This is a genomic window from Verrucosispora sp. NA02020 (assembly GCF_013364215.1).
In the GTDB taxonomy this organism is placed as follows: domain Bacteria; phylum Actinomycetota; class Actinomycetes; order Mycobacteriales; family Micromonosporaceae; genus Micromonospora.
This window is the reverse complement of record NZ_CP054923.1, coordinates 723,803-744,064: the sequence shown is the minus strand read 5'-3', so window position 1 is coordinate 744,064 and position 20,262 is coordinate 723,803. Positions and strand designations below refer to the sequence as shown.

7 protein-coding genes are annotated in these 20,262 nt (G+C 70.1%); 3 read left to right on the top strand and 4 right to left on the bottom strand.

The features are described 5' to 3' along the window. Nucleotides 1-3: 3 nt before the first annotated feature. Nucleotides 4-528, bottom strand: coding sequence for a hypothetical protein (locus HUT12_RS03470; RefSeq protein ID WP_176092454.1), 525 nt, complete (start codon nt 526-528; stop codon nt 4-6). 149 nt (nt 529-677) lie between these two features. On the opposite strand from HUT12_RS03470, the gene HUT12_RS03465 reads away from it, so the two are divergent. Beyond that, the gene (locus HUT12_RS03465; RefSeq protein WP_131055257.1) at nt 678-1,295 is read left to right on the top strand and encodes a hypothetical protein; all 618 of its coding nucleotides are present in this window, start codon (nt 678-680) and stop codon (nt 1,293-1,295) included. After that, complete coding sequence (locus HUT12_RS03460; RefSeq protein WP_176092453.1) at nt 1,295-3,211, top strand: WXG100 family type VII secretion target; 1,917 nt, start codon at nt 1,295-1,297, stop codon at nt 3,209-3,211. The genes HUT12_RS03465 and HUT12_RS03460 overlap by 1 nt, the downstream gene beginning before the upstream one ends. A gap of 10 nt (nt 3,212-3,221) precedes the next feature. Here the strand turns inward: HUT12_RS03460 and HUT12_RS03455 are convergent, their stop codons facing one another. From HUT12_RS03455 to HUT12_RS03445, 3 genes are read right to left on the bottom strand one after another with little or no spacing between them, the layout of a single operon-like run. Continuing rightward, nucleotides 3,222-5,789 carry a discoidin domain-containing protein gene (locus HUT12_RS03455; RefSeq protein ID WP_176092452.1) on the bottom strand — a complete coding sequence of 856 codons (2,568 nt, stop codon included), beginning with the start codon at nt 5,787-5,789 and terminating at the stop codon, nt 3,222-3,224. 58 nt (nt 5,790-5,847) lie between these two features. Continuing rightward, on the bottom strand, nt 5,848-6,159 hold the full coding sequence (locus tag HUT12_RS03450; protein ID WP_131051369.1) for a WXG100 family type VII secretion target: 312 nt from the start codon (nt 6,157-6,159) through the stop codon (nt 5,848-5,850). Between the two features lie 36 nt (nt 6,160-6,195). Further along, nucleotides 6,196-6,531: a WXG100 family type VII secretion target gene (locus HUT12_RS03445; RefSeq protein WP_131051368.1), complete on the bottom strand. Its 336-nt coding sequence runs from the start codon at nt 6,529-6,531 to the stop codon at nt 6,196-6,198. Nucleotides 6,532-6,816: 285 nt separating this feature from the next. On the opposite strand from HUT12_RS03445, the gene HUT12_RS03440 reads away from it, so the two are divergent. After that, a complete protein-coding gene (locus tag HUT12_RS03440) occupies nt 6,817-20,196 on the top strand; it encodes a hypothetical protein (protein WP_176092451.1) in 13,380 nt (4,459 codons plus the stop codon). Nucleotides 20,197-20,262: the final 66 nt, after the last annotated feature.

Here is a 20,262-nt window from a genome sequence, read left to right as displayed (position 1 = left end):
CCGTCACTCGTTATCCGGCGGCGGCGGCTTGTTCGCGTCGGGATTGTTGGGGTAGAGGGTGTGCACCGGCGACTCGGTCGTGTTGTACGCATCCCCGAGATCGATGGGTGGAGGCGTGCCGCCGTCGCCCTCGCCGTCCTCCTCGGGCGGCAGGTCATCAGCGGGGATGGCGGCGGTGAACTCGTCGAACATCTTGATGACCGTCTTCTCGGCCTCGCCGTAGTTCGACGCGGCGCTCGCCGCGATCCCGCACACCTGCGAAATCAGTCCGTAGGTTTCCTGTTCCTGCGATCCGAACAGATCCCACTGCAATTTCTGCAACCGATAGTTGAACTGCTGGACCTCCTCGGCGGTCTCGCCGGCCCAACTGAGTTCGAGGTTCTTCCAGGTGTTACCGATTCGCTCCCACGAGTCGACGACATCGCCCATGAGTTTGACGACTCGCTCCGACCCGATCGTCCACATGCCCTGCGGGTCGACGTTGATGCTCTGGCCGTCGTCGTAGTGTGCGGGCGCACCGCTCCCCATCTTCAGCCCCCCGCCCGCACACCAATCGGTCTCGTGCCGGAGACGCTAGCATCGGCCCAGCTCAACCGGACCATCTCAATGTTGGTGACGGTGGGCGTCCCCCGAAGAGGGACATCCGTCCGCGAGGACCCGCGTGGTACATGTCTAAGATGGCCGACCCTGAGCTGGACACCTACGTACAGGCGTCGATTAAACACATACCCGAACTGCACATGGAAGAACGCTATGCGCGATCGGTCACCGGCGACAATCTGTTCAACCCGCCCAAGGACGCGGGCGACGAGACGAAGGAACTCGTCGAGCCGACCGTCCGCGCGTTCGGGGTCACGCCCGCCGACCTTCGCGGGGCGCAGAACTACATGCTGAACGAACTCAACACCCAGGTCGACGAGTTCGAGTCGTTCAAGGCGGACGTGCTCAGCAAGGGCGGCTGGATCTTCTACGCCGAGAACGAGGGCGGCGTACAGAACGACCGCGAGATCAGAAGCCACGACGGCGGCAGTCACATCTCGCGGCACACGGTCAAGGGCGAGGACCTCCCGCCGGTCGAGGATCCCAATCCGGATCAGACGCAGATGCTCGTGGACACCCAGCTCTCGCTGCTCAAGGCGGTCGGCGGTTCGATCCAGGCGGTCGCGCAGTACGTCGTCCGGGTCAACAACGCCGCCCAGTTCTACGCCGAGGCCGACAAGCAGTCCTTCGGCGAGACGGTGCCGACGGCACCCGAGTCGCTTCCCCGGGTCGGCGGCCCCGAGGAATCCGCCTGATGACCGGGCCGGAGCTGACGCCGACCAAGGGGCACACGTTCGAGCGGCAGAGCGACGGCTCCGTGGTGACGTACGACGCCAACGGTCAGCCGGTCCAGCAGGTGATGCCGGACGGGCGGGTCTACAGCTCCTTCGACGACGCGGGACGCGCCCGGTACGTGGAGATCCCGCCGTCGGACGGTCAGGCGGCGACGTACGCGCACATCGGCTACCAGGACAACCTGACGATTTTCCGGTACTCCGACAAGTCGGTGCTGACCTTCGACAGTCACAGCCAGGACCTGGTCAGCCAGCGGCTGCCCGACGGCACCCTGTACACCGACTTCAACGCGAACGACCAGCCGCAGTACGTCGAGATCCCGGCCCGCAGCGGCCAGCCGGCGACCAGTGCCGAGATCAGCTACGTCAACGGCAACACCGTCTACACGTACGCCGACGACAGCGTCGTCACGTACAACGCCGACGGCAAGATCCTCAAAGAGCAACGCGCCGACGGCACGACGTACAGCGACTTCGACGCCGACAACCGGCCGGGCCACATCGACGTCCCCGCCACCGAGGGCCGCCCCGCCACCAGCGCCGAGATCGACTATCAGGGCGGCAACACCGTCTACACGTACGCCGACGACAGCGTCGTCACGTACAACGCCGACGGCAAGATCCTCAGCGAGCAACGCCCGGACGGCACGACGTACAGCGACTTCGACGCCAGCAACCGGCCCGGCCACATCGACGTGCCCGCCACCGAAGGCCGCCCCGCCACCAGCGCCGACATCAGCTACGAAGGCGGCAACACCCTCTACACGTACGCCGACGACACCGTCATCACCTACAACGCCGACGGCAAGATGCTCAAGGAGCAACGCCCCGACGGCACCACCTACAGCGACTTCGACGCCGACAACCGGCCCGGCCACATCGACGTCCCCGCCACCGAAGGCCGCCCCGCCACCAGCGCCGACATCACCTACCAGGACGGCAACACCCTCTACACGTACGCCGACGACACCGTCATCACCTACAACTCCGGCGGCAAGATCCTGACCGAGGAGCGTGCCGACGGCACCACCTACAGCCAGTTCGACGCCGACAACCGCCCGCACTACGTCGACATCCCCGCCACCGAGGAACGCCCCGGCGTCACCGCCACCATCAGCTACCGGGACGGCAACACCGTCTACACGTACGACGACGAGAGCGTCGTGACGTACGACTCGGAGGGCCAGATCCTCACCGAGGACCGTGGCGACGGGTGGGTCATCACGTACAAGGACGGGGCGCCGACGTCCGGCGTCAACTCGGAGACCCGGGAGACGGTGACCATCACGCCGACGGCCGGCGGTGGTTTCCAGTGGACCTACTCCGGTGGCACGACCATCTTCCGCAACTCGGACGGTGCGGTCACCAGCATGGAGCAGAACGGCTGGACGTTCACCACCTTCGACTCCGAAGGTCGGCCGACGTACGGCACCCAGGGCACCAAGACGGTCACCATCGAGTACGGCAGCAGCGGCAGCGACATCAAGTGGGCGTACACCGACAACGGCAAGCCCTCGATCACCGTGATCACCAACGCGGACGGTACGCCGATCACTCAGATCAACCCGGACGGCTCCCAGTTCACCTTCGCCGTGGAGCTCGACAAGCTGGCCGACGCCGCCAAGAAGATCGCCACCGAACGGGACGCGCTGGAAGGCAAGCTGAACGAGATCAACAAGGAGTTCCGCACGCTGCGTGACTACTGGATGAGCCCCGCCGGCAAGAACTTCGCGCTGATACTCGATCAGGTCGACGGTCTGAGCGGGCAGGTGCGCGACGTCCTCAACGAGGCGATCCGGCGGATGAAGCACACCCACACGATGTACACCGACGTCGAAGAGCAGAACACCAAGAACCTCACCAGCAACAACCGGTGAGCCGCCGTTCTCAGCGCACCTCGAACTCGTGGATCGAGTACCCGTACCCGGGCATCGCCTTGGCCGTGCCGACCATGCGGACGTAGCGGACCGGAGTGCGGGTGACGGCGATGTCGACGGTCCCGCCCGCGCCGCTACCGGTCTGGTAGACCGTCCGCCACGTCCCGCCGTCGGCGGACACCTCGACCCGGTACGCGGTCGCGTAGGCCCGCTGCCACCGCAGCCGCACCTCGGTGACCTGCCAGAGTTCGCCCAGGTCGACGGCGAGCCACTGGGTGTCCGGGGTGAACGCGCTACCCCACCGGGACTCCCGGTCCCCGTCGATCGCGCTCGACGGCCGGTAGATCGTCTCGAAGCTCGACGCGCTGGCGGTCCCGGAGAGGGCCAGGTTCCGTCCCGAACTGTTCACCTGACCCGGCATCGCCGAGGACGCCGCGGGCCGGGGGGTGGCACTCGGTGCGGACGACGGCGACCCGCTGGGTCGGGGCGGGGCCACCGGCGCGGGCACCCGGTCGGTGCCGCCCGTCGACGCCTGGCTCTGCCCGGGAAAGCTCGGGCCGGGGGCCGCACCGGTCTGGCCGCTGCTGCCGGAGGCGGGACTGACCGAGGTGGACGGATCGTCGGCCGGGGTACCGGACGGGTCGGCGGCGACCGGCGTCCCGGCGGAGAACTCCGGAAGACCCTGCGGCGGCGGTACGGCGTACCCCGGCGGTGTGTCGGCGCCGGACGGCTGCCCGTTCGGATTCAGCACGTACCCGCTGGCGACCGCCACTGTCAGGACCGCGACGGCGGTCAGGATCTGGGCCGACAGCCGGGGCTTGCGCCGCCGCCGGGTCTCCGGTCCGGCCGGACCGGACCCGGACGGGTGTCGCCGCTCGTCGTCCGGACCGGCCGGGGGCGAGACCGGCGGACGGGACGCCTCGGTACGCGGTGGGCGCACCGCCTCCGTACCCAGCTTCGGCTCGTCGCGGCGGACCGGACGGACGGCCTCGTGCCGCGCCACCGGACGGATCGGATACTGCGTCGTCGGCGCGGCCACCAGCGCGGGCCCGACCGGGGCGTTCCCGCCGGACGCAGGCGACGCGGTCGTCTCCGGCGACGCCGCGCCCGCCCCGATCGTCCGTCCACCTTCGGGACTCCGCCTCGCGGCCGTCGGGTCCTCCGGCCGCTCCGCCGGTGCCGGGACGACCGGGATCGCGCCACCGGACTGCGGGGCGCGCAGCACGACGGTGCGCTGCACCACCGGCGCGGCCGGCTCACCCTGCTCCGGGTCCGGCGTCGGGACCGCGTCGTCCCCGGCCGCCACCGCGAACCGGGCCGGCGACAACTCGACCCGCTGACGGGTCTCGGCGGGCATCCGGCCCAGCATCGCGCCGAGCACCGGCAACACGTGGTACCGGGGCGGCTTGCCGGGTACGCCCACGAAGATCCGCACCTTGCCGGAGGTCCACGGGTGCGACCGCACGAGGCGTGCGGCGTGCTCCTGCTCGGGTGGCCGCACCCAGAGGCCGGACTGTGTCACCTCGGCCACCCACCGCTCGCCGAGCCGGAAGACGTTCTCCGTCAGCTCCTGGTAGCCGTCGAGTCCGCGTACCGGTCCGACCGGACGGGCCGGACCCTCGGGCGGAAAGCTGAGGACGGTCGCGATCGGTTCCCAGGTGGCCGCCGCGTGGTCGACGGCGAGACTCGTCGGTCGGCCCTCGGGCGTGAGCGCCGGCAGGCCGGTGTGCACCTGCACCGGGACACCCGTTTCACGGGCCAGGCTCGTCGCCGCCGCCGCAGTCGTGGTCACCGATCCGTAGGAGGCCAGCACGAGTTGCTGGCGTAGCCGGGACGGGAGCCGGTCGAGGAATTCCACGATGGCGTCCGCCTCCGGCTCCGGCTGCCCGGGCCGCCCGATCAGCAGCACCGGCCGGTCAGCGTCCATCGGCACCCCGTACGCGGGGTCGTCGTAGTCCGGCATCGGGGTGCCCGGCAGCCGACCGAACAGCCACATCCCGGCCGGTACGGGAAGCAGCACCAGCTCACCGGGGCGCGTCGCGGCGCACAGCTCGTCGACGTCGTTCTCCCAGGGCGGCTGCGGGCTGCGATGGCCGGCCGGGGAGGCCACCCCGTCGGGGGTGTGCCGCAGCCAGCCGTCCACCGCGAACAGCGAGCCCCCGGGCACCAGCAGCACCTCGGCCCGGGGGACGTCGAGGGTGGCGGTCAGCTCCCGGGCCAGCCGACCGGCCAGGCCGCGACCGGCCGCCCCGGCCACCGCGACCCGGGCACGACTGCCCGGCGGCACCGCGATGGGGAGCACCGTCTCGACGAACGCCCAGTCCTCGGCGGTGTCGAGCGGCCCGACGACGGTCACCACGTCGCGCTCCGCCGCCAGCCCGGTCGCTGCGGCGGCGACCGCTCCCGTCGGGTCGGCGCCGACCACGGCCACCCGGTCACCGACCCAGTTCAGGGCCGAACCGAGCTTGCGGAACCGGCTGCTGTCCGCGAGCGACTCCGGGTTCGACTCGGCACCCGGTCCGACCGGTTCCGGCGACGGCTGCGCGTCGGAGGTACGGCCTCGTTGATCACGGATCATGCCGAATACTACGAGCCGGAGGTCTCGGATGTTCAAGACCCCCGGCCTGCGGTGATCGTCAGCCCCGCCAGGTACGCAGGTTCGAGAACTCCGCCTCGGAGTAGTTGTTCCAGGCGAGGTTGGCGGCGTTGGCGATGTCGCCCAGTGCGCCGTCCACACCGAACAGACCGTTCGCCCCGGCGTTCCACTGCCCCTGGAGTCCGACGTACTCCTCGCGTGCCTCACCGACCCAGCTCTCCTCCAACGGAACGAGCTTGGCCTTCAGGGTGGCGAGCATGTCGACCAGCTCGTCGGCGGTGCTCTTGAGCCTGGCGCCGGCGAACTCCAGCTCCGGGGGGACCCGGATGCGACTACCCATACTGTCGGTCACGCGAACTCCTCTACTCGGGCGGGCTGACGGTTCCGGTCAGGCGCCGGGCTCAGGCCCGAGACGGGCCGCCGGAATACCATTGATCTCGGGCATGGTGCGCACCGTCGCCTCGTCGGCCGTGGCGTAGTTGCCGGCGTTGCGCTGCAGGCCCCGCGAGATTCCGTTCAGGGCGTCGTTGAGCATCCGGCCGCAGGTGTCGTACTCCTCCATGGTCTGCTTGTAGGCCTTGGAACCCGGCCCCAACCAGTACGACGCCAGGTCGTCCACGTCCCGTCGCAGCGTCGCGAGCCGCGCCTGTAGCTGTGCAGCCGTGTCGGTGCAGGACTGTGACCCGTCCAGCAGCATCTGCGGAGTGATGTCGACTAGCTTCATAGGCCCTCCCGGTCGATGCCGCTCGGCCTCCTGGCCGTCCGGACGGCGGTCCCGTGCCAGCCTGCCCGCTCGGCACGGGACCGGCACAGTCACCAGTTCCAGGGACACCCGCCGCACCGGACGGTGAGGACGCCCGGTGCGGACATAAAGGGACTACCGGGGATCCGGCGAGTCGTGCCACCGTGCGGCGGGGATGGCTTGGGCAGGGAGGCCGGCTCAGGGCACCGAACGGCGGAAACCCATCCGAAGCTGTCGGTGCCGGAGAAGCGACCGGGGGGTGATGGTGTGCCGGTCGCGCATGGTTGCCGGGAGATTCTCGTGGTGGCGGGCCGGCTGGTCCTCACCGGTGAGCTGACCCAGACCGGGCATTCGGCGGCGTTGGCGGCCTCGCTCGCCGCGGTGCGGCCGGTCGACGCGGCCCTGGTCTTCCTGGCGGAGGAGAAGCCCCGTTCGGCGGTCGGCGCGGACTTCGTCCACGGGCAGCCCTTCTCCGACCAGTTGGTGCTGGTGCCGTGGGAGGTCGAGCGCTGGGGGGTCGACGGGCGCCGCCTGGTGGACGACGCGGAAGCGGTGGAGAAGCTCGCGGATCTGTACCGGGTGCAGGTGCAGGTACCGGTCGGGTCGGCGCGCTCGGCGCGGCTGGTGCCGGTGGACCCGCAGGGTCGGGAGACCTCGTGGGACGACGCCGTGGCGGTGCGGAGCCTGCCGTGGTCGCACGTCGCCGCCCGAGAGGCGGTCCGCACGGCGGTCGAGATCGCGTCCGACCGCACCTCGCCGTCCTGGACCCGCATCGAGGCGTTGGCCGGGTGGTTGGCGGAGTCGCACCAGCGGTTGCGGGTCCCGGTGCCGACGGCGGCCGTCGCGATGGCGTTCCGCCTGGTGCGTCACGGCCTCCCGCCAGGGCCGGACGCGGCCGAGCTGATGCGGAAGGTGATGCCGGTCTCGATGGCCGACGTGCTGTCGGTGGCGGGTGGCGAACCGACGCCGACGGCGGACGTCGACGCGCTGCTCGACGGCCTCCTGCGGGCCCCCGACTCGTCGGCGCTGGTGCGCTTGCGGCCCGGTCTGGGCGCGGGTGAGCTGGGCTGGCTGGTCACGCACGACGATGTGGTGTGGTGGTTCGGGGCATCACCCGCCCCGGGTGGTGGTCCGGGGCCGGTCATCGTGCCGGTGGGCGAGGGCTGGGTGTCGGCGGCGCTGCGGGATCCCGCGACCGCCGTGGTGGTGTTCGGCCCGGTGCAGCAGGCGCACCGGACGCTGCTCGGCATCACCGACGTGGAGGACTTCCGCCTGTTCCGTTCGGCGGATCCCGGGGTGCGCGAGGCGGTACGTGCTCGGCGGTGGGTGGGAGCCGCCCATCCCGCCGTGGTGGATCTGGTGGATCGGACACACATGCGGCTCGACTCAGCCCGCAGACTCGGCCGGTTCGGCCCACGGGTGCTGCGGCGGCTGGCGGCCGGCCACGATCGGGCTCTGCTGGCCAGGGCCGACGTACGCGCCGTGTACCAGGCCGACCCGACCGAGGCCCAGGCTTTTCGCCTGGAGTTGTCCCTCGCCGCCGACGGTTCGGTGCGGGACTGGCACGTCGAGATCGACGGGTTGGTGGCCGTACTCGCGGATCTGGGGGCTCTGAGCCTGGGCCCGGCGGGCGTCTTCCTGCCGACGACACCGACGGCGTCACCGCCGCAGCGGCTGCCTCATCCGGACCGGCCGCTGGTGGTCGTCGAGGTCGGGGACGTGTCGGACGCGCGTCGACGACTCACGGACATCGGGGCCGCCCTTCCCTCCGACGCGCTCGTGGAGTTGGTGCCCGCCGCGCGTCTGTCGGCGGCCCACGTGGTGGCGTTGGCCGAGGTGCTGGGCGACGGGCACGTCCTGGCGGTCGGCCGGGACCTGGTGGATCCCAGCGGTGCCGACGCCGGCCGTCTCGTCGCGCACAGCGGGGCACACCAGCCGACGATGACACCGTTCGCCACCTACTACACCGTGCATCCCGGCTCGCAGCGGGATGTTCCTGTCGGTGGCATGTTCACGCTGAGCGCCCGCGACGACGGCAGGTACGAGATGTTGCCGGGCTGGCATGTCGTCACGGTCGGCGACCGGGTGTGGATCGGTCCGGCAGACGTGTCACCACAGGTCGGCGACGGCGACCCGCGCGTGGTGATCGGCACCCCTGACCGCCCCGTCCCGTGGACGGTGTGGCAGTACGGCATGTGGGTGGCCCGGGTGCTGGCCAGCCACACCGGGGCCGTCGCCGACGCGGACTTCGTCCGGGTGCACCGGCCCGCGCCTCCGGTGTCGCCGCGACCGTGGCCGTCGACCGCGTCGCTGCACGCGGAGACCGCTCACGACCGGCGGCTACTCGACCTGGCCTTCGGTCCACGGTGGCAGGAGGCCCTGTTCGCGTCCGGGAGCGTCCCGGCGCGGGTCGGTCACTACCTGCTGGACGCGCTGCTGGACGAGGCCGGTGCCGATCCGGCCGAGCAGGACCCGGCAGCGCTGGTGGCCCATCTCGACCGGTACGCCGAGCGGTTGCGCCTGCCACATGCGACGGCGAGCCCGGTGGCGACCCGGCGTGAGTTGCTCCGGCGACTGTGGCGCGACGCGGGCACGTACTACCGGATCCTCACCGAGTTCGACCCGCAGACGCCGCCAGGCAGCACCGCTGCGCATCCCGACGAACATCTGGAACTCGACGCCAGTCCGCCCTCGCCCGCCGAAGAGCCGGTCGCGGTCGGTTCGTGGCCGCCGGCCGTGCTGACACCGGACGAGTTCCCCCTGGTCGTCGAAGATCTGGTGATCTCCTCCGAACCCGAACCCGAACCCGAACCCGAACCCGATGCCGAGGACGCCGCCGAGGATGCCGCCGACGAAGCGCCGTCGGACCCGATGGACATCGACACGTCGCCCGAAGCCGACGAGACCGCGTCGGACTCCATGGCCGTCGACGCGCTGTCCGAACCAGACGAGGCGCCGACGGAGCGGGTCGAGGGGCTGGCGGCGAATCTGGTGAAGGATCACGCGAAGCATCTGCAGGACGCTGACTGGCGGGCGGTCACGTATGACACCGCAGTCACCAGCCAGCGCGTCGTGCTGCGTGACCTGTTGAGTGCCGAGCAACTGACGGCCTGGCGGAAGTCCGGTCTGTTCGACAGCGGTGTGGTGCTGCGCCCGGCGCGCGGGAGCGGGCCGGAGGACAGGGGGATCCGGCTGGTGGTGCGCGCGGAGCCGGTCGGCGCGTACCAGCATGTGGGCGCGGCGGAGTCCGCGCAGTGGTATGCCGCCCCGTTGCTGGTGACGGTGCGGTGGGAGCACTCCGGGCATCCGCCGACGGCTGACCTGCCGGTGGTCCGCGCGGCGCTGGTGCAGTTGCGGGCGTTGGTGTCGGACGAGGTGTTGTCCGGGCCACGGTCGCGGGTGGCGCGGCGCGGGGCCGAACTGGTCGGTGTGGATGAGAAGTTGGCCGCGACGGTGGACCGGCTCAACCCCGTAGTGCTGGATCTTCCACCGGAGACGCTGCGGCGGGGCCTGGCGCGAGTGGCCGCCATCGATCCGGTGTCGGTACGGACACTGCACGACGCAGTCGTCGCGGAGGTCGAGGTGGGTCGCTGGCGATCGGCTGGACGGCAGTTGATGCGGGCCGACACGCTGCACCAGGTGGTTTCCGGACCAGGGCTGTCCGGAATGCTCGGCGCTGCCCTGCGCCCCCAGGGCGCAACGGCGGGTCCGCTGAGGTTCCGGATGGCGTTGGTCGACGCGCTGCCCCTGGGCACGCTCAGCAGCGACGACGTGGTCTACCAACGGGTCCGGGGCGGGCTGCTGGTGCAGGTGGAGCCGGCAGAAGTGCGTGGCCTGCCGCAGCTCGTCTTCCGGCTCGACGGCGCACTGGAACTGGCGCTGGACACGCCCACCGCAGACCGGTTCAGGCAGGAGACGCCACCACCGGCGTACCAGCGGGTGTGGGAGCCGGACGAGCCGGTGTCGGAGGCGTCCCCGACGGCGCCGGCGGTCACCCCGTCGGCGGGTCGGCAGCCGCAGACCGACGACCTCTTCCACGGCGACGAATGGACCCGACTGGTCGGCGACCTGGGTGTGACGGGCCCGGACGAGGCCAGGACGCGGCAGTGGGTACGTCTGATCGAGAGCGTGCCGGACCCGGACGAGGTCACCGATCTGACGGTCGAGGCGATCTCGGCGGTGCACGGGCCGCTCCCGACCGACGCGCAGGAGCGCGCCTCGGCGGATCTCGTGGAGCCGCTCCGGCGGGCGTGGTACGCGGTCGCCCAGGATCTCGGTCTACCGCCGGGCGCCCTGCGGATCGTCGGTAGGGAACTGGTCACCGTGGTGCGGACGCGTGCCACCAACACCAGGGTGGCCACGGCTGACGAGCTGCTGACCGGGCTACGCGAGCGGTTGGGGCCGTTCGGGGTGTCGACCGATGTCGAGGTGGTGTATCTGGCCGAGCTGAGCGCCCGGCTCGGACTGGGTCCGGATGATCTTCCGTCGTTCCGCTGGCTGAGCGAGCGGGGGGTGCTGCTGGAACTGGTGCACACCCTTCCGGACAGGTTGGCCGGACGGTCCGTGGCCTGGGCCGCCGATCAGGTCCGCCGGGGCGACGACATCGCCGGTGTGGCGAAGGAACTGGGAATGTTCCTCGTCTCGGTCGGGCCGGACGAGTCGGTCCGAAAGGTGCGGCGCAAGCTGCGATTGCTGGCGCTCGAAGCGCTCGCCGGGCAGCTGAGCCTCGGGCCGGTCGCCCCATCCGGCACCGAGAGCGAGCACCCGGCGCCTCCGGATGCCCCTCCCGTCGACGCGGCGGGGGATCCGCCGTCCGCACGACTGGAGACGGCAGGCAGGATCGATCTTGCCGGCCTGTTGTCCATCCGAGAAATGATCCGGACCGCGGCGGGGATTGTCGACATGAGAGCGGACCGCGTCCGGCCCGCCGAGGTCGGGACGCTGGTCGAGCGGCTGGTGGATCAGGTCCGACTCATCGCTGAAGAACTCGGGTTCAAGTCGCTGCAGCACGTCACGCGGTATGCGGAGTTGAGCGGCAAGCTCGGATTCCCGGTCACCGAGTTGAGCAACCTCCTGCCGTCCGGCCACTTGCCCTCGCTCGTATACCAGCTGGTCGGCAACGTTCCGACGTCCCAGATCACGCGGTTCCTGACGGAAGTGGCTCCCGCCCGGTTGATTCGGCAGTCGGCCGATCTGGAACCTGATCTGATGCCGGCGTCGACATCGACGAGGTTGAGCGTGCGGGAGGCCGCCGGCTGGGCCGACCGGTGGGAGGTGCCCGAGGAGCAGGTCCGGGCGGTGGCCGAGCTCCCCTTGGTCGACCTGCCGCGCGTTGCCCGGTTGGTCGACAAACTGCACCTGCCGAAGGAGCAGATCGCGCGACTGCTCGACGTGATCGCGGACACCGGCCACGTGCCGGACCGCCTGGACTGGTTCGCCTATCGGGCCGGGATCGAGCCGGAGGTCGCGCTGGAGCTGTCCTGGCGGTTGAACGCGAACATCCTGGATCTCCTGCCGATACGGTCAGTCCTGAACCGGCTGGCGGTACACACGCCCGAGCGGTCGGACGACCGACTGACCGTCGAACACCTGGTTCGCCTGCTCACGCAGGGGCCGGACGGTGAGCCGGTGCCATTTCCGTCGTGGACCTTCTGGGTAGGGGCGCGCCTACCCGACGGGTCCGGGGCCGACGGGCTGACCCCGAACGAGCTACACGACCTTTTGTTCAGCACGTTCCGGGTGGGCCACGCCAGCGTCGCGGAGTATCACCGGCGGCTCGCGGGCCTGGACTGGATCGGGCTGTTGGAGCAGGCGATGGACGACTCGGCACGCCGGTTCGACGAGGACGAGCCTCCGCCGATCCGCCCGCAGTTGCCGGCAGCACGCGACGCCGACCTGTGGCTGGCCGAGTGGCTCGCTCAGAAGATGGGCATGTCGCGTCACGAGGTCGAGCGCGACCTGATCGACCGTCCGTGGCTGGACCATGTCGCGGTACTCGACGCCGCCCGTGATCTGGCGGTGCCGGTGCCGACGGCCCTGGCCTACGCCCGTCGGTGGGGTGGACTGCGCGCCTCCGACATCCCGCCGCTGCCACCGGACGCACATCCCGACACCGTGACACAGCTGTTCGGCATGGCCGCACGGTGGGATGTGCCGCTGGTCCAACTCGGGCCGGTCGTGGCCACGTTGCCGCGTCGACAGGGCCCGCCGAAGGAGATCCCGGCGATCGCCGACGACGTGCTGCGACAGTTGTGGCCCAGAAACGCCGGATTCGATGTGACGGACACGTTCTGGCTCGCGCAGGTGCCGCTGGCGTTCCTCACCGACTGGGGCCTGACTCTGGCCGACTGGTCAGGTGACGAAATCGATCTCGGCTGGTGGCTGACCAGTGTGCTGGGTCTGCCGGACGCCACCTACACCGACGGCCCAGGTTCCGCGATGGACACCGACTCCGATGTCGAGATGACCAGCGGGTCGGACACCGACACGAGCAGCGAGTCGGCCGCCGGCCCGAACAGGGTCTTCGCCGACCAGATGTGGGCGGACCTGAACGACCACCAGCGCGAGCGGTACCTGACGACCCTGTCGGAGGTGGCCGAACAGCTCGGCCTCGACCTCCACCGGCGCCACGAGTTGGCGACACGACTGCGCATCAGCACCTTCTGGGTCACCGGGTTGAGCCTCCGGATCGGGCAGGTGCCCGACATCGAGGAGCATGCGTCGCGGCTGGGTGTCCCGCCCGACAGACTGTTCGCGCTCGCCTCCGTTCTCGGTGTCGACCCCGCAGTACTCGACCCGGCGGACGACCTCGCGCGCCTCAACGACGCTGACGAGGCCGGCGCGCCGAGGTTCGCCATGGTGGGCCCGGTCGCCGACTCGATCCGAAGCCGTCCGGACTGGCCGACGCGGCAGTTGACCGGCACGCCCACCGACCACCTGTACGACATCGTGTTCGAGCAGGGCGACGTACCACCCAGGCTGGCCCAGCAGCTCAACCACGACGGTGGCTGGCTTGGTCTCCGCGGACTGTTGGAAGTCGCCGCAAGGTCGGATCTCCCGACACAGTCGCTGGCGGTCTACGCCAACCTGAGTCGGCCGCCGAAGGTACCTGATGCCGGTCCGGCCGGGCCGCGCCGGGTGATCGGGGCGTTTCAGACTTGGCGGCGGTCCGATGAGGAGAAGTACGGACTCGACACGTCGGACTTGTGGCCGGTGTGGAACCACGACGGGTCGGCGACCCTCACCCGAGGCGACGTCGCCGAGGTCAGCGCCGCAGCCCTGCGGTACGCCGCGTCGGATCGGCGCGCTGAGCTGTTTCGCCGGATCATCGCCCGTGCCGCCCGGCAGGACGTTCCGCAGTCTGTCGCCGGTCTGATCCGGGCGATGGGCGCGGCGGCGGGACCCGGCTCCGCGCCGCACGAATGGCTGAGCCCGTTGCTCCCGGACGCACCCGTGCCGGACGGCATGTCGATCAACCTCCTGTCGTTCCTTGACCAACAGTCACCGGAGGCCGAGAGAGCGTTCGCTCGCCTGTCACAGGTAGCCGGTGTGCGCGTCGAGCCACCCACGGGCGGCCAGTACTCGTTGACGGTCACGTTCGGCCACGAGCAGGCTGGATGGACCGACCTTGCGCAGGTGCTCGACACACTGAGGGATCTGAGATTCACCCTCAGCAAGGCGACGGTCGAGGTCAGGACAGGGTACGGCGCCGACGCCGCCGCATACCTGCGGCTGGCCCACCTCTACTACTCGCATCTCAACGCGATGAGCCAGATCGGCCTGGCGAGCAGAAGCAGCCCGCCGCCACCGTACGGCTTCGCGAGCTTCGCCGGGTTTCTCCGCGCCCACCGCAAGGACAGTGGCCTGTCTTTCGACGTGGCTTGGAGTTCCGCCGATGTCGTCAGGCTCCGCATGAGCTCCAGGAAGGAACTCCTATGGCCCGGCGTACGACAGGCCGGGTTGCGGATATTCGCGGAGTTGGTGGAGTTGGCCCGTCAACCGTTCCCCGAGCCGCGGTGGTGGGACTGGCCGTTCCGGCCGCCCGGCGATCACGCGGACGACGCCTTCGATCTGGGCCTCGACGGGTGGCGGCTGGTGAAGTTACTCGTGGACGGGTCGACCCGCGCGCAGGCCGCAGCGTTGTTGACCATCTTCCCGGCGCGGCGAGTGGCCTCGAAGTTCCCGATGGCACGGGGACTGGGCCCGGTCCGGGCCGCTCCGACGATCCCGGAAGCCCTGCCACGGACGCACGAGGTACCGCAGGGTCGCCTCCTGACCGAGACCCTACCGGCGAGTGTCGAGGCGTACGCCTCGGACTGGTCCGAGAGGTGGCCGGAACCGTCGGAGACCGTGGACTGGCTCCGGCACCGGATCAACGCCGGCACACCACCCGTGCCGTACATCCTGACTCAGGCGTTGGGGGGCCTGGGCGATCCCGCGTCCGGGCGGACGTTCGCTCTCACCATCGACGGCGCGTGGAGTGACGACCTGCCACACGAGCCGTGGACGTGGGTGGCCCCCGAGGATCGTCGGGAGATACTCGTCGATGCGCTGGCCGCCGCAGAGTCTGCGCTGTCGGTGTATGGCGGTAGGTCACGGCTGCGGACCGAGTTCGACCTGGACGAAGCCGGCAGGTTCGTCATCCGCGCCACGGATCTCGTGGACAGCCCACCGGTGTGGCGAGCGCTCGGATCCGTGGTCGAGGCCATGCGGCGGTACGGCGTGTCCGTCTCCAAGATGGTGATCGAAGTCGATCACGCCCCGTTGTCGGCAGCGGGGATCGGGGAGCCGGTCGATGTTGCGGCGGCGCTGGGCCGCCTCGTCCGCGCCCACGAGGACGCGCTGACCCGGCTGTTCGGTTCACCGGAACTGCCCTGGCTCAACCATGCGAATCCGCCGAAGGTGACCGCAGCCGAATCGCGACCTCACGCCGTCGAGGTCGGCTTCACCTATCCCGGCATCCCGACGTCCGGGCTGGGCGGGCTACAGGGCGGGGTCCGCGTGGTCTGGGCGCTCCTGGCTGCCACGACGCGCGACCCGTTGGCGGCCTCGGCCCTGCCCGACTCCGCTGCGGACGTGGTCGGCACGAACTTCGCCACCACCAGGTCAGAGCCGCAGCAGGTACACGGTTGGTTCCTCGACCCGTCGGGGGGACCGCAGCTCAGGTCATTGCTGGCAGCCCTGGATCTGGACCCGGCCGGACGCGCACAGGTAGCCGCGCTGTTTCACCTGAACTCGTGGTATCCGCCGCCGGACCACGGTCACGGAGCGGTGCGGGGCATGGCCGACCACCCCGTATGGCCGGTCTCCACCAGATCGGAGCATCCCGCCGCGTTCGTCACCGCAGTCGCCGGCTTGGACCCGGAGATGGCAGCTCGGGACGCCGTCACCGACAGCGAGGCACTCCGCGTTCCGCTGGACCACCTGATGGGCATCCAGCGGCGGGCCGACCTCTACCTGCGTACGGCACCACCGGTCACCGATGCCGCCACTGAGTTGGAGCTGCGGCAGGCCAGCGTGGCGGGGCTCTGGGACGAGTTGGAGCGTAGCGGCGCGACGGTCGGCGCCTGGCGCGAGCGATTCCGGAACGAGCAGGTCAGGCTGGGTGACCTGGGCGTAGACGTGTCGCAGCATGGTCCGATACCGGCCCTGGTGGACGAGGCACAGGGCGTCCTGGACACCGTTCCCGCCGTCGGCGGTGCCACCGTCGAGGACGTGATCGCGCTGAGGGCCGTGGACTCCTGGCTGACGTCGAAGACAAGGCCCTGGTTGGACGCTGCCGGCGAGAGCCGGATCGATCTGCTGCGTCGTGAGGTCGCGGACCGGCTGGACGCGGCGGCTCCCGGACCACTCCGCCCGGCCCCGACGTCGATGGAGGCCCGGAACGGGCAGTGGGCGCACCGGGGGTTGCTGGGGGCGGTCCTCGATGCCGCCGTGTGGCAGGGTGTTCCGCTACCACCCGAGATTCGCACGCCGAGTCATCTGCGTGACGTCGTCACGGGGGTGGTGGCGACCGAGCCGGCGCGGTTCGCCGACGTGGCGGGGGGTCGGGGCGCTCTGCTGGCCGAGGAGCTGCCGTTCAGCACGTCGACCGCGCTCCTGGCCGATTTCCGGCCGACGGAGCCGACGCCCGAGCAGCTCGGTCGGTGGCGGGCCGAAGCGTCGGCCGTGGTGCGGCGTCGACTGCCCGACGCGGACGACCACACGATCCGGGAGGCGGTGCTGGCGGCGAGCAGCGCGCGGACGCGCGAGCACCGGCGCAGCCAGTGGCGGGCGGAGTTCGCCCGGCGTGTGGAGCAGCCGACTCCCACTTTCCACGCCCGGCTCCTACGGGCCGTCATGGATTTCGACCATGCCCGCGTACAACTGACGCACCTGGCGTCAGGGGGTGCGACATCCGGTGCCCGTCACCTGCAGGCGGGGATCGAACGGGTCGACCTCCAGCTGACGGCCCTGGGGCGACACCTTCCCGCAGTCGTCGCCAGGGCACTCGACATCAACATCATCGTGCACGGCGACCAGCGTCCGGTCGAGCAGACGCATCCCGGGCCCCGCCCGGCACTGCACCTGTTCCGCACCGACACGGACCGGTTCCGCCCCGACACGTACCAGGCGTACGGGCCGCTCATCAGCGCGGACCCGTCCTCCTCAGTGCCGGCACGGCACGCTGACACACTGGATACGCACCTCTGGGACTTCGCCCGGAGCTGGGTACGCGAGCGCTACTCGATTCTCGACGGCGGTCGGGGCTGGAACGAGCGGCGGATGGCGTGGGCCAAGCTGGTGGATCTGCTCGTCAAATGGGTCGACGTGCCGCCGATGCCCACTTTCGTCGATTTTATCGATTTCGGCGACATAGCAATATTCGACCCAAGACGCTGGAGATTGGACCTCGCAGTCACCTCTGTCGACGGCGCACTCATCGCGCTGATGAAACAACTGCTCGTCGCAGAAGTGATCACGATGCAGGCCCGGGCAGTGTCCTCACCACCGGACATGAGCAAACACACGACGGCCCACGATGTCGCGCGCCACCTGTGGGACACGCGTGTCGGGGAAGACACCCGACTGGAAGCCTGGCCGTCCGACTACGCCCACGTACGGGCGCGTGCTGCCACCGCCCGCGACAGCGCGCAACGCGAAATCCTGATGACAGCCCATCGACTCTCGACCATCGGGCCTCTGGAGAGGTCACCCCGGCTGCGTCACCGACTGACGCAGGGCGTGCTCGCCACACAACGACAGTACGCCGATGTGATGGCCTCCACCATCGATTCGGTGGCCGAGGCGCAGCTACTTCTCGAGCAGCAGTTCACGGAGGCTGGTTCGCTGCGGGACTGGCGGACGGCGTCGACCATCCGAGTGTCGGAGGTCCCGGGGTTCGAGATGGTCGACCTGGGCCCGGCGGGGAGCTTCGTACGCCCGGCGGGGTCCCGGACGGATCCGCCGACACGGATGACGCATCCGACCCGACGCCTCGACATCGTGGAGGTGGGCGATCCGGCCACGGCTCCCCACGTGTTGACGCAGGTACGCGACGGTCTCCCGGAATCCTCGACCGTGGAGCTGGTGATGTCCGCTCCAGTGAGCGCGTCCCGGGCCGTGGAGCTTGCCGGACTGGTGGGTGGTGACCGGACACTGGCACTGGCCGCGAACCTGGTCGATCCCGCCGACCTGACCGATCATTTCGTGGCCCACACCCGTGTGCACACGCCGACTCTCCACCCGTTCGCGGCGTACTACACCGTCCATCCCGAACCTCAACGTCACGGACTGCTGATCGCCGACCTTGCTCTGGTACACGTCGGTGACGGCAGACACGGGTTGCTGCCGGGCTGGCACATCGTGCCGATGGGCGACCGTCTCTGGATCCGCCCGGCCGACCACCCGGAGCAGGATCTGCCCTACTCCGGGTCCGCCCGGATCGTCATCGGCGTACCGGAGGAGGAAACACCATGGACAGTGTGGGTCCTGGGCCAGCGGCTCGGCACGGCGGTCACTGTCGGCACCGACCTCACGTCCGAGGAGATCGTCCACCGGCTCGGACGCCTCGGCCCGAAGCCGTCGGTGCCACCCCTGGACCCGGCGGTTGCCCACCAGGTCGGTGATCGGGACGTGCGGCTGTTCCAGCGCGCCTTCGAGAACGAGAGCCCGCTTGTCGAGGCTAATGTGTTGGTGTCGAACGAGGGTGTCGCCGTCGTGGAGAGGCTGACTCTCAGCCACGTGGCCGACGTACTGCTGGACCTCGCCGGCGCCGATCCGACGGAGAGCGACGTCGAGGTCCTGGTCGGCCGGTTGGACCGGCTGGCTGAGCGGCAGGGCTTCCACACCGGCGACCCGACGCAGGAGCGCGCAGCGAACGCCCGAGACAGATTGCTGAGCTGGGCAGGGACCAGACTCACCGACGCGGGCCTCGCCGGGCTGCTGACCGATGTCACCGCCACAGACGAGGCTGAACCGATGACCGGCAAACCGGCAGAACCTGCCGAGGCACCGGTGGCGGTGCAACGGCAGCCGGTGCTGGTGCCGGTCCGGGCCGGGGTGTACCTGCCGCATGGAGACGACCCTGCTTCCCCGCCGGTAATCGAATGGATGCCGCGATACCAGAGCTACGTCTCGGCCTTCGCGACCCTGGACCCCGGCACGGCAGAACTGGTCGCCGGCGCCCGCCGCTACGGACCGGTGAGGTTCAACGACCAACTCACCGCCGCAGGTGTACCGGCGGACGCGAGACTGTCGTTGACCCTCTCCCCGCTCACCGGGGAAAACGTTTCCGAGCTGAGCCGACGTACGGCACAGCGGTTCGCGGACGAGTTGTGGTCCCTTCGCGGCGCACCGGGCATCTTCAGCACACCCGAGACGTCGGGTCCGGCCGCCCCACCGCGCATCTTGCCGGAGGTCCTGACCGGATGGCTCGAGCAGGCGGACTGGCCGGCCGCCCAGCAGTACCTCCGGCAGCACGTCGCCGAGCTGAAGCAGCGGGAGAGCATCGAGGCGATGCGCGCCCTCAGTCACCACGATCCGGAGAATCGCGTGGCGGCCCCCTACCGCGCGATTCTCGAACTGGTGGATCTCGCCGGCGGCGTGGCGGAGCCGACCGACGCGCGACACCGCCCCGAAACAGCGATAGACCCCGACGGTACGCAGCCGTGGCTGGTGCCGACCGGCCCCGTGCCGACGGCGTTCGCCTTCGACTACTTGCGGGTGAGACCCGATCGACAGGCCCGCCGACCGTGGAACGACCAACTTCTCCGCATGATGTACGAACGAGAGGCGTTCCGAGAGCTGGCAGTGATGCTGGCATGGGGTGTCGTCGAGCGCGGCGAGCACCCGACGCAGGGCCGGCATGCCGGTTTCGACTACGGACAGGGCAACGCGATGGTCTTCGCCGCCGTGCACCGCGTGCTGAGAATGTCGGTGACGAGAGCAGGGACCCCCGGGCCGACCGGAGGCTGGCCGGAAATCGACGCGGTGGACGCCTGCGAACTCGATCCGCTCGACAAAGCGTTCTGGGTGGACCGGATGGACGAGCTACGCGGTCGGGTGCTCATATTCGGCATCCCCGGCCACCCCGACCGCAACGGTGTGCCGGCACCCGAGCACGAGAAGCTGCTGAACCTGCTGATCGAGAGGTTGGCGAGCTGTTAGCCCCGCAGCGGACACTTCGACGGATCGACGGTGAAGCGTGTCTGCAGGCCAGAAGGCGTTTGGGCT

Excerpts from the sequence above, each read along its gene's own strand:
- HUT12_RS03455 (WP_176092452.1), bottom strand. The coding sequence starts at position 5,789 with ATGATCCGTGATCAACGAGGCCGTACCTCCGACGCGCAGCCGTCGCCG.
- HUT12_RS03445 (WP_131051368.1), bottom strand. The coding sequence starts at position 6,531 with ATGAAGCTAGTCGACATCACTCCGCAGATGCTGCTGGACGGGTCACAG.
- HUT12_RS03460 (WP_176092453.1), top strand. The coding sequence starts at position 1,295 with ATGACCGGGCCGGAGCTGACGCCGACCAAGGGGCACACGTTCGAGCGG.
- HUT12_RS03470 (WP_176092454.1), bottom strand. The coding sequence starts at position 528 with ATGGGGAGCGGTGCGCCCGCACACTACGACGACGGCCAGAGCATCAAC.
- HUT12_RS03465 (WP_131055257.1), top strand. The coding sequence starts at position 678 with ATGGCCGACCCTGAGCTGGACACCTACGTACAGGCGTCGATTAAACAC.